Annotated in this window: 12 protein-coding genes and 1 pseudogene; 4 read left to right on the top strand and 9 right to left on the bottom strand. The window is 72.2% G+C overall.

Annotation, left to right across the window (positions count from 1 at the left end; translation table 11 throughout):
- Positions 1–28: 28 nt before the first annotated feature.
- Positions 29–781: a MerR family transcriptional regulator gene (locus HFP48_RS01505; RefSeq protein WP_006937156.1), complete on the bottom strand. Its 753-nt coding sequence runs from the start codon at positions 779–781 to the stop codon at positions 29–31.
- Between the two features lie 132 nt (positions 782–913).
- Here HFP48_RS01505 and HFP48_RS01500 point away from each other — a divergent pair, with 132 nt between their 5' ends.
- Both HFP48_RS01500 and HFP48_RS01495 read left to right on the top strand, forming a co-directional pair.
- Positions 914–1,393: a DUF2231 domain-containing protein gene (locus HFP48_RS01500; protein ID WP_161994934.1), complete on the top strand. Its 480-nt coding sequence runs from the start codon at positions 914–916 to the stop codon at positions 1,391–1,393.
- 80 nt (positions 1,394–1,473) lie between these two features.
- Positions 1,474–2,604 (top strand): glycosyltransferase, encoded by a 1,131-nt coding sequence (locus HFP48_RS01495; RefSeq protein ID WP_168578911.1) that lies wholly within the window; start codon positions 1,474–1,476, stop codon positions 2,602–2,604.
- Between the two features lie 112 nt (positions 2,605–2,716).
- On the opposite strand, the pseudogene HFP48_RS31415 reads toward HFP48_RS01495, so the two are convergent.
- From HFP48_RS31415 to HFP48_RS01480, 4 genes and pseudogenes are all read right to left on the bottom strand, one after another.
- A pseudogene (locus tag HFP48_RS31415) lies at positions 2,717–3,769 on the bottom strand (MFS transporter); the annotation flags it as partial.
- Entirely contained in the window at positions 3,766–4,740 is a 975-nt protein-coding gene (locus tag HFP48_RS01490) for an NADPH:quinone reductase (RefSeq protein ID WP_168580497.1), read from the bottom strand. The pseudogene HFP48_RS31415 and the gene HFP48_RS01490, both read right to left, overlap by 4 nt.
- Positions 4,741–4,751: 11 nt before the next feature.
- Positions 4,752–5,456 (bottom strand): AAA family ATPase, encoded by a 705-nt coding sequence (locus tag HFP48_RS01485; protein WP_006937164.1) that lies wholly within the window; start codon positions 5,454–5,456, stop codon positions 4,752–4,754.
- 34 nt (positions 5,457–5,490) lie between these two features.
- Positions 5,491–6,117 carry an NAD(P)H-dependent oxidoreductase gene (locus HFP48_RS01480; RefSeq protein WP_006937166.1) on the bottom strand — a complete coding sequence of 209 codons (627 nt, stop codon included), beginning with the start codon at positions 6,115–6,117 and terminating at the stop codon, positions 5,491–5,493.
- A gap of 201 nt (positions 6,118–6,318) precedes the next feature.
- Here HFP48_RS01480 and HFP48_RS01475 point away from each other — a divergent pair, with 201 nt between their 5' ends.
- Positions 6,319–6,726, top strand: a complete 408-nt coding sequence (locus tag HFP48_RS01475; RefSeq protein ID WP_006937168.1) for a helix-turn-helix domain-containing protein — start codon at positions 6,319–6,321, stop codon at positions 6,724–6,726.
- 102 nt (positions 6,727–6,828) lie between these two features.
- Positions 6,829–7,665, top strand: a complete 837-nt coding sequence (locus tag HFP48_RS01470) for a helix-turn-helix transcriptional regulator (RefSeq protein WP_043801803.1) — start codon at positions 6,829–6,831, stop codon at positions 7,663–7,665.
- Here the strand turns inward: HFP48_RS01470 and HFP48_RS01465 are convergent.
- The 4 genes from HFP48_RS01465 to HFP48_RS01450 are packed head-to-tail and all read right to left on the bottom strand — an operon-like array spanning position 7,611 to position 10,603.
- Positions 7,611–8,273 carry an HAD-IB family hydrolase gene (locus HFP48_RS01465; protein WP_168578910.1) on the bottom strand — a complete coding sequence of 221 codons (663 nt, stop codon included), beginning with the start codon at positions 8,271–8,273 and terminating at the stop codon, positions 7,611–7,613. The two genes, HFP48_RS01470 and HFP48_RS01465, sit on opposite strands and share 55 nt — an antisense overlap.
- On the bottom strand, positions 8,270–8,521 hold the full coding sequence (locus tag HFP48_RS01460; RefSeq protein ID WP_006937172.1) for an acyl carrier protein: 252 nt from the start codon (positions 8,519–8,521) through the stop codon (positions 8,270–8,272). Before HFP48_RS01460 ends, HFP48_RS01465 begins: the two co-directional genes overlap by 4 nt.
- Entirely contained in the window at positions 8,502–9,566 is a 1,065-nt protein-coding gene (locus HFP48_RS01455) for a beta-ketoacyl-ACP synthase III (protein WP_168578909.1), read from the bottom strand. The genes HFP48_RS01460 and HFP48_RS01455 overlap by 20 nt, the downstream gene beginning before the upstream one ends.
- A complete protein-coding gene (locus tag HFP48_RS01450) occupies positions 9,563–10,603 on the bottom strand; it encodes an AvrD family protein (RefSeq protein ID WP_006937175.1) in 1,041 nt (346 codons plus the stop codon). Before HFP48_RS01450 ends, HFP48_RS01455 begins: the two co-directional genes overlap by 4 nt.
- Between the last annotated feature and the right edge of the window lie 51 nt (positions 10,604–10,654).

Below are 10,654 nucleotides of genomic sequence, written 5' to 3'. Positions count from 1 at the left end.
AGCGGGAGCGACCGGAAACGCGCACGGGTCAGGCCAGGTGGGCCCGCAGGGCGGACCGGACGAATTCCGCACCCGCCGGGCCGCCGTAGTTCGCGGCGAAGCGCTCGTCCGCGACGTACATCTCTGCCAGCCCCAGGACGTACTCCCGGTTCGGCTCCTCCCCGTGGCCCGGGGTACCGGGGATGCTGCCGAGCCACGCGACGTGGCGACGGGCCAGGTCCTGCCCCTCCGGGCCGGCCGGATCGAGACCGGCGGCCGCGGCGGCCGTCCAGTCCGCGCCCAGGCGGGCCGCGACGGACTTCCAGTCGTCGCGCTCGGCCTCGCTCATGCCACGCCACCAGCGGTCACTGCTGTCGTAGGCGTCCTGGCCCCAGCGTTCGATCACCTCGTCGCGGTACTGCGTGTGGTCGAATCCGTCGAACACTTCGTTCGCCATCAGTTCCTCTCCTCTCTCGGTTCTGCGGATGGTGGTGCGCACCGACTCGATCTGCCGGGCCAGCCGCCGCTGCTCGTGCTCGAGCAGTTCCAGATGCACGCGCAGCGCCGCGGTGGCGTCGCGATGGCCGTCGAGCACCTCGGCGACGGCCGGCAGTCCCAGGCCGAGGTCGCGCAGCAGCAGGATGCGCTGCAGCCGGACCAGGGCGTCGGCGTCGTAGAACCGCATGCCGCCCGGGCCGGTGCGGCTGGGCTCGAGCACGCCCACGTCGCCGTAGTGCCGCAGGGTGCGGCTGGTGACGCCGGCCGCGCGGGCCAGTTCCTGGATGGACCATTCGCCTTTCATCGCGGGCCTCTCTCGTCGGGTACGCCCAGGATGCGTCTTGACGTCGCGTCAACGTCAAGCCCGTTCGGATCCCGTTCGTCCGGATCGGCGCCTACGGTTTCCCTGGACGCTCCGGCCGGAAGGAGAAACGGTATGACGCTGATCGGCGGACTGCCCGCTCACCCGCTGCTCGTGCACGCGGTCGTCGTGCTGGTGCCTCTGGTGTCGACGGGGCTGATCCTGTGCGCGCTGTGGCCGGCCGCGCGCCGGCACCTCCTGTGGCCGGTCGTGGTGCTGGCGGCCGCGGCGCTGGTGCTGACGCCGCTCACCGCCGAGACCGGCGAGCAGCTCGCCGGCGCCCTGGGCGACACCCCGCTGATCGAGGCCCATGAGGAACTCGGCGAGACCATGACCCTCGTCGTCGCGCTGTTGTTCGCCGCGACGGCGCTGCTCGCGGGGGCGCACATGCTGCGCGGCCGCGGCGACGGCGGCGGGCGACGAGCCCTGACGGTCGTCGCGGCGGTGCTGGCCGTCGTCGCCGCGGTGGGCGCGACGGTGCAGACCGTCCGGGTCGGCGAGTCCGGCGCCGAGGCCGTGTGGACCGGCCGCGTGCCCCCCGCGACGGCCGACTGACGGAGAGATTCGACGCGCGTTCACCGCGGCGCCCGGCGTCGTTGCCGCACCCGTCGCCGCGTCCCGGCTCAATGAGAACGGTGCGCATCGTTCAGCTCGCCAACTTCTACGGCCCCCGGTCGGGCGGCCTGCGCACCGCGCTGCACCAGTGGGGCGGCGGGTACACCGCTCGGGGGCACGACGTCGCGCTGATCGTGCCCGGACCCCGTCGCGGCGAGGAACTGCTCGGCAACGGGGTCCTGCGGATCACCGTGCCGGCACCGGTCGTCCCGTGGACCGGCGGGTACCGGGTGGCCGACCCGCGGCGCGTCGCGGACGTGCTGCGCGGCCTGCGGCCCGACGCGGTGGAGGTGTCGGACCGGCTGACGCTGCGCGGATTCGGCCGGTGGGCGCGCCGGCGCGACGTGCGCAGCGTCGTCGTCTCCCACGAGCGGCTCGACCGCCTCCTCGGCCAGGTGCTGCCGGCGCCGGTCGCCCGGCGGGCCGCCGACCTGGCCAACCGGCGGATGGCCACCGACTACGACACGGTGGTGTGCACGACGGAATTCGCGAGCACGGAGTTCACCCGCATCGGCACGCCGAATCTGGTGCGGGTGCCGCTCGGCGTGGACCTGGACCGCTTCCACCCCGCCCGCCACGACCGCCGCCTGCGCGAGCGGCTCCTACCGGACTCGTCCCGGCTGCTGCTGCACTGCGGCCGGCTGTCCGTCGAGAAGAAGGCGGAGCGCAGCATCGACGCGGCGCGCCTGCTGCACCGGCGCGGGCACGACGTCCACCTGGTCGTCGCCGGCGACGGGCCGCGACGTCACGCCCTGGAGCACAAGGCGAAAGGGCTCCCGGTGACGTTCACCGGATTCATCGGCGACCCCGATCGGCTGGCCGCGCTGTTCGCCACCGCCGACGTCTCGCTGGCCCCGGGACCGCACGAGACGTTCTGCCTGTCGGCGCTCGAATCGCTGGCCGCCGGCACCCCGGTGGTGGCGTCGCGGTCGTCGGCGCTCACCGAGATCCTCACCCCCCAGTGCGGGGTACTGTCCGCCGACCGCGACGCGGCCTTCGCCGACGCGATCGACGAATTGCTGGGCGCCCCCGACCTTTTCCTGCGCCGCTCGGCGCGACGTCGTGCCGAGCAGTTCGGGTGGGCGACGTCGGTGGACAGGATGCTCGCGGTCCTCGGCGACCCCGGGCACCCGGCCGGAACCCTGCGGTAGGCCGGCCGGACGAGATCGCCGCCAGCGCAGCCCCACCCGTCCACACGCCGGCGGCGGCGAGGGCGGTCGCGGAGAACGACGAGGCCGTCGCGGCGATCTGCGGCCCCAGCCCCGCGCCGGCGAACAGCGCGCAGGTGTAGAGCGCCGTCCCGGCACCACGGTGCGGGCCCGAACGGTCGAGCACGAGGGCGATCAGAGCGGGGGCGATCACCGCCACGCAGAACGTGATCGCGGCGAAGGCGGCCACCGGCGCGTCCTGCGCCACCGTCGCGCAGGCCGCCGCCACGAGGAGGAAGACGACGATGCGGTGCCCGGTCCGGATCCGGCCGAGCAGACCCGACAGCAGCGGTGCCGCGACGATCGCCGGCAGCGCCGACGCCCGGAAGACCAGCAGATCGTCGGGATCCGCCACCACGGCGAAGCGTTGGACGCCGGTGTGGAGCGCCACGAAACCGGCCAGCACCGTGGCGGTGACCGCCAGCACGGCGACGGTGCGTGCCGATCCGAGCAGCGCGACGGCCGCCGTCACCGGCCGCGGGCCGGGTCGCGGCGGTGGTTCGTCGTCGACCGCGGCGAGCACCGCCACCGTCGCCACGGCGAACAGGACAGCACCGATCCCGAAGAACCACCGCCATCCGGCGAGCGCGGACACGGCCTGCGCGGCGATCTGCCCGAGGACGACGGACGCGAGGAAGGACCCGGTGAGCACCGACAGTGCCGTCGCCCGGCGAGCCATCGCGATCCGGGTGCCGACGTACGCGAAGGCGGCAGGCGCGAACGCCGCGGCCACCGCGCCCTGCAGCACCCGCGCGGCGATCATCCACGTCGCGTCCCGGGCGGTGGCGACCAGCACGGTGGCCGGGACGAGCGCACCCAGACCCGTCAGCAGGGTCCGCCGCGGTCCGATGCGGTCGACGACGGCGCCCCAGGCGAGGAACCCCACCGCATAGGCGATGCCGAACGCGGTGTGGGTCACGGTGACCCGCTGCGCGTCGAGGCCCAGGTCGTCGGCGAGGACACCGAACACGGGGATCACGGCGTAGAGCTGGGACAGCACGAGCACCGCGAGGAGTCCGAGCAGTACGACGACCGGGAGGAACGCCGCCACGGCATCCCCCTCGCCGGACGACCGGTCCCGGGGCGAGGCGAGATCCGGCTCCGTCATTCGGGCAGCCCCAGCACGACCTTCCCGAGCACCCCACCCTCGACCGCCTCGTGCGCCGCCGCCACCTCGTGCAGGGGGAACCACACCGTCGGCAACGGGGTGAGCGCGCCGTCCTCGAGTGCCGCCGTGATGCCGCGCACCGCGTCCTCCTGGGCTCGCGGACCGATGGTGTAGACGAGCAGGAAATGGGTTCGGAGGTTCCGGGCCATCAACCGCTGCACGGGAATCGGCGGCGGTTCGGGTTCGGGGGCGTACACGACGACGGTGCCGTGGTCGGCGAGCACCTCGAGGTCGAGGTCGAGGTTGCGTCCCAGGGCGAGTTCCAGAATGCGCCCGACGCCGTCCGGCGCGGCGGCCCGCAGCGCCGCGGCGGCCTCGGAGCTGCGGTAGTCGACCACCACGGACGCCCCCGCCGCGCGCGCGAGCCGCGCCTTCTCGTCCGTGCTCGCCGTGGCCAGCACCGTGGCACCGGCCCGGCTCGCCAGCTGCACGGCCGCGTTCCCCACCGCGCCGGCCCCGCCCGCCACCAGCACGGTCGCACCGTCGAGCGGACCGTCCGCGAACAGGGCGTGCCATGCGGTTATGAACGGGATGCCGAGCCCGGCGGCGAGCTCGTCCCCGACGTGCTCGGGCAGGTTCACCGCCTGCCGATCGGGGACACACGTCCACTGGGCTGCGGTGCCGTGCCGGCGCCGCCACGCGGCGTTCCACACCCACACCCGGGAACCGATGCGGCCGGGATCGGCACCCGGCCCCACTGCGTCGACCACTCCGACGCCGTCCGAGTGCGGGATCTGCCACTGCAGCGGCGTCCCCCGGCCGTGCAGCCGGGCCCGCCAATCGGACGGGTTGACCCCGGACAGCCGGAGGCGGACCCGCACCTCCCCCGGCCCGGGCTCCGGCCGCGGCATCCGGCGAACGTCGAGCACGTCCCGGGCCGCGCCGAGGCGCTCGTACACCGCCGCGAGCATGTCCGGCACCGTCAGACTCCCGCCCGTGCGGTCTCGCTCCGGGTGTCGAGGGCGGCGTACTCGTCGAGCGCCCGGGCAACGGCGACGTCGACCGGCAGCACCGGGGTGAAGCCGAAGAGCTCGGTGATCCGCTCCAACCGGGCCGGCAGGTCGCCGCCCACCACGTGGAACGGAATCGCCAGTTCCGCCATGATCTCCTCGAGCATGCGGTCGGCCCGGGCACGGAAGTGCTCGTTGACCGGACGATGCCCGTCCGCGCTGAGCGGCAGCTCGTTGGGCAGGTGCACGAAGGCGTCGAACGTCGCCTTCACGTGCCGCTTGAACGCCTTGCCCAGTTCGGCGACGACGTCCTCGAAGTAGGCCAGTTCGGGCGTGCGCGGCACGGGTACCCCTTCGCCCAGGCCCACCGACTCGTTCGGATTGATGCCGTAGGTGACCCGAACGGAGCCGTAGATCCACTCCTGCAGCGACGAACCGTCGGAGATGAACCCGTCCCACAGGTTCCGTTCGTGGATCGCCCGATCGACGTGCCGGACGACGATCATCTGCAGCAGCTCCGCGGACGTGCATTCCTCGAGCGTCTTGCCGGGGGCGGCCTCGGGGAGGATCTCCCGCATCGTCTTCGCCCGGGTACGGGGGATGCCCGTGTACTCGGACAACGCGATGGAGGTCAGTGTCTTTCCGGAGGAATAGGTTCCCGAGATTCCCAAGCGCATTGCGCGTGCCTTTCCGTGGCGGTGTTCGCGGTGGTCAGAAGTTGGCCGCGAGCTTCTGCGCGTGCGCCACGTGGCCGGCCAGGTCCTCGTCGGGGGCGCCGGTCAGAACGGTCGGGGCGAACCGGACGACCTCGGTGTCGGTGATGCCGACGAAGCGCAGCCAGTCGTCGAAGAAGGTGGTGGCGAAGTCCGCGCCGAACTCGAGCGGCACGCCCGGCGCGTAGACCCCGCTGGTGTAGACGGCGAGAGCCCGCTTGCCGGTCAGCAGCCCTTCGTATCCGGTGGCGGGGTCGAAGCCGAACGCCCAGCCGGGCTGCGTGACGATGTCGATCCACTGCTTGAGGACGTACGGCACACCCGCGTTCCACATCGGCACGTTGAACACGTACACGTCGGCCGCCGCGAACCGGTCGAACACGGCCCGGGCCGCGTCCCACGCCGCCTTCTGCTCGGCGGTCTGTTCCTGACCGCCGAAGACGGCCATCTTGGCGTCGGCGGCGACCGTGCCGAACTCCGGCAGGTCCGCGGAGAACAGGTCGAGGGTGTCGACCTCGAGGTCGGGCCGGCGATCCGCCAGCGCCTCGACGAAGGCCCGTGCGATGGCGAGGGACTGGCTGTGTTCGCCACGGGCAGAGGCGTTCACATGCAGGAGCTTGGTCATCGGGATCCTCTCGGAAGATGTCGTCGCAGGCCGCGGGTGCCGACGAGCAGGCCGCCACCCGCACACGCAGCTAGGCTGCAGGGGACAGCATCATCCGCGTGCCGCGGCAGCTCAAGACGGCACTTTCGAGTGCCTCGGGCACCTCGAGGTTCCCGGGCTGCGGCGGGGCGCGGGTGCGGGGAACGGTTGCGGGGGAATTCGATGACGACGACCGCCGGTGAACGACGCGAGCGGGAGAAGGCCCGGTACAGCATCTACCTGGCCGGATGCCCGGCACGTCAGGTGCTGGAGACCTTGAGCAACAAATGGGCGACGCTGATCCTGTCGGCCCTGACGGACGGCCCGCGGCGACACAGCGAACTGCGCCGCACGATCGCCGGCGTGAGCCAGAAGATGCTCACCACCACGCTGCGGACCCTCGAGCGTGACGGTGTCGTGGAGCGGACGGTGACGCCGTCGGTCCCGCCGCGGGTGGACTACCGCCTCACGCCCCTCGGCGAGTCCCTGGTCCCGATCGTCGCCGAGATCAAGGACTGGGCGGAGTCGAACATCGCCGACATCCTGGTGCATCGCGAGGAGTACGACCGCGCGACCCGCAACACCGGGTGACGTGGTCCGCCGCACCGACTCCCTGTGATTTCGAACGCAGTCGACGCCCGCGACGGCGGGCGGCATTGACCTGCCGCACCGTCGTCGATTGGATTCACGCCTGTGAACGCGACGTCGAAGGAAAATCGCAGAACCGAGCTGAGCATCTTCCTCCGTCGACACCGGGCCCGGCTGTCGCCCTCGGATGTGGGCCTCGTCGCCTCGGGCCGGCGGCGCACGCCCGGTCTTCGCCGTGAGGAGGTCGCGGCGCTGGCGAACGTCGGGCTCTCCTGGTACACCTGGCTCGAGCAGGGCCGGCCCATCAACGTCTCATCCCAGGTGCTCGACGCGATCTCGCGCGCATTGCGCCTCGACGACGCGGAGCGGATCCACCTGCGGCTGCTCGCGGGTGTGCCCGACCGGTCTCCGAACACGCAGCAGCGCAGCACAGTTCGCGACGATCTGCTCCAGTACATCGTCGACGGTTTCCGCGAGCCGGCCTACATCGTCAACCGGCACTGGTGCGTGGACGTGGCCAACATCCCGGCCCGGGACCTGCTCGACGTCCGGGCGGGCACCAATTGCCTGGTCCGGTTCTTCACGGAAGACGGTCGCGCACAGCGGTACTGTGATCCGGAGGCCACGGCGCGCAGTCTCGTCGGCCGGTACCGTCTCCAGGTGGCGCGCTACGTCGACGATCCCGTGTTCGCCGAGACCGCGCGCCGGCTCTGCCGGGAGAGCGAGGTGTTCGCCGCGCTGTGGGACGAACGCTCCGTGTGCGCGGAACCGCCCGAACTCCTCGCCTTCCGCCACGAGGAGTTCGGACGCATCGACTTCCGCACCGTCTCGTTCCCACTCGGGTCCGATCCGAGCCGGGCCCTCGTTCTACAGATTCCCGAATCCGGCTATCGGTCCACCGGTTCGGACACGCCGGTGCGGATCGAACGCGTCGCGGGATAACCGGGCATCCCCTCCCCCACCACGACGCGTTCCCCCGCCAGATCGAGCATCGGCGCATCCGAGACGTGGTCCCCGTACGCGATCGAGCGGCCGAGATCCGTTCCGTGGGCACGGGCATACGCCGCCACGGCGCGCGCCTTGTCCGGGCCCAGCATCGTGGCGCGCACGACGCCGGTGTATCGCCCCGCGGACGACTCCAGGTCGGTGCACAGCACGGCCGCCGCACCGATGTGTTCGGCGATGGGATCCAGGGCCGGCGCGAAGGACCCGGAGACGAGAACGATCGCGAAACCGTCCGAGGTCCGCGCGGCGAGGTCCGCGAGCACAGCTTCGTGGAAGAACCCGCCCAAGGACAGTTGTCGCGCGAACCACCGTCGGCCCGCGGCCGCGACCTCGGCGAGCGAACGACCCTGCCACCACGTGTAGTACGCCCGGTTGGTCACCGCTCGCGGCACCCCGCGCACCCTCAGCGACCGCAGTCCGGCGAGGTGCGCCCGCGCCTGCCCGCCGGCGCCACGCTCGGCGCCGTCGAACAGCAGCAGCGAGAACAGCGTCACCTGCGCGACGAGCGTCTCGTCCACGTCGACGAACGCGCACCGTGCGGTCACGCCGTCGCGACGTCGTCCACCCGCAGGCGGTTGACCAGGTCCGCCACGCCCTGGAACGTGTGCGCCGCCACCATGTCCTCCTCCGCGACGTCGATCGCGTACCGGGCGGACAGGATCGACCCGAGCTCGACGAGCACCAGGGAGTCGCAGCTGAGGTCGTCGAAGGTGGTGTGTTCGTCGATGGGGCCGGAGAATTCGGGAAAGTGCTCGTCGACGACGGCCGCGATGTCACGATACGAGAGAGTCATCCTGCGCTCCTGTGTGAGAGTGGGAAGAGACGAGGTGCGGCCACGTCACCGCGGCCGCACCCCAGGTGGTTCCACCGCCGAATGCGGTGAGGATCATGCGTTCTCCCGCCCCGATCCGCTGGGCGGCGTCGGCGAGGGCGAGGGGAATCGACGCCGCGCTCGTGTTGCCGACCCGGTCCAGGTGCACGAGGGCGCGTTCCGCGGGCAGCCCGAGCCGGTAGGACACCGATCGGAGGATCCGGAGGTTGGCCTGATGCGCCACGAGGCGATCCACCGTCGCCGGTGTCCAGCCGACCCGGCCCATGACGGAGGCCGCGGACTCCGACATCGCCGCCACGGCCGCCTCGAACACCCGCTTGCCCTGCATCGTGAAGTAGCGGTTCCATCCGGTCGAGGCGGATTCGCTGGTTCGTTCCCGGGAGCCGCCCCCGGGCACCATGATCAAGTCCGCCTGTCCCCCGTCGGAACCCAGGTGGGTCGCGAGTACGGCACCGTCCTCGTCGCGGTGTCCGGACCGCAGCACCATGGCGCCGGCTCCGTCGCCGAAGATCACCGCCGTGTTCCGGTCCCCGGGATCGAGAATCGTGCTGAAGGAGTCGGCTCCGACGACGAGCACCCGCTCGGCACCGCCCGAGCGGATCGTCGATTCCGCCAGCATCAGGGCGTAGAGGAAGCCGCTGCACACGGCCGCGACGTCGAATGCCGGGACCGGCCCGAGGCCCAGCCGGCTGGCGACGCTGGGTGCGGTTGCGGGACAGGGATGGTCGGGGGTGGTCGTCGCCAGGATCACCATGTCGACCGCGTGTTCTCCCGCGGACGCCAGGGCTCGCCGGCTCGCGGCCACCGCGAGGTCGCTCGTGGCGGTGCCGGCGGACACGAAGTGCCGGAATCCGATTCCGGTCCGCTGGCGGATCCACTCGTCGCTCGTGTCGAGGCGGTGCTCGAACGCCGTATTGGGGATCGCCTCCCCGGGAACGTATCCGCCGATTCCCGCGATCACGGCGGCGCGCGTTCCCCGGTCGCGGGCGCCCGCTGCGGTGGTCACCGCAGGTCCGATCCGGCGGCGGGCGCCGGCAGTTCGTGCGCGACCGAGCAGCGCACGGCGGTGCCGTTCCGCTCGGAGACGATGTCGCACGCGCGCCACAGCGCGCCGCCCCGGGCGAGGGAGCGGAGCGCCTCCAACGTCACGGTGACGGGCACCTCGGCCTCGGTCTGCACGGCCGGATCGGCGGTGTGCAGAACCGTGCGGCGCATCCACAGCGTGTTGCTCGTGGCGCGGTCGATCCCGTCGAGTTCGTACATCAGGATCTGGCCGAGCTGCAGGGTCTCCACGAATGCGTCGACGAGCGTCACGTGCGGCTCGTACCGCGCGGCCAGTCCGGCGCCGGGTATGCCGTCGCCGGGGCCGGCGACGAGCCTCGACCGGGCGTGCGCGACGGTACCGTCCACGCGGATGTCCTGCGTGCGCATCTCGTGGGTGCGGTACCCGTCGGCGTAGGGTCCGGCCGCGTGGGCGAGCAGACGGTCGGCCACGGCCGGGTCGAGTCGCGACGCGGGCGTCCCCACTCCGGGGTGGACGACCTCCAGCTCGACCGCGAAGCCGGCGACCCGCACCCGCACCGCGTCCACGCACGCACTCCGTCCGGCGTGCTCGGCACGACCGGGCTCCACCTCGGATCGGACGTGTTCGGCTGTCACGTCCAGGTTTCCGAGGTCGTGCTCGACGGGCGCGGCGGCCGCGCGGATCACCACCGACCGCACCCACGCCGCCGCCAGATCGGCCTCGTCGAGACCGTACGCGGCCCCGATCACCGCGCCGGCCGCCCGCGTGGCGACGAGCAGAACGTCGATCGTGCTCAGGTGCGGGCGCTGCGCCGTCGTACCCTTCGTCGACCAGTCCGACGGGCATTCCACGCCGGCATTCGCCCTGATCCCGGTCGCCGGATGGTCGAGGAGACCGGCGAAGCGGAGGTTCTGCCGGACTCGGCGATAGCCGGCCCCGAAGAACCTGTCCTCGGCCGGACCGAGGTATCGGCTCGGTGAGTCCAGCGTGAAACTGCCCTGTGCCACGGCCGCTGCCATGTGTCTACCCCCAGATCACATCGGTGTCCGAACACGGTGTCCGGCACCATC

The sequence above is a fragment of the Rhodococcus sp. DMU1 genome (assembly GCF_012272955.1).
Lineage (GTDB): Bacteria > Actinomycetota > Actinomycetes > Mycobacteriales > Mycobacteriaceae > Rhodococcus > Rhodococcus aetherivorans.
Note: the sequence above shows the minus strand (reverse complement) of the source record. Positions and strands in the feature narration are given on the sequence as shown.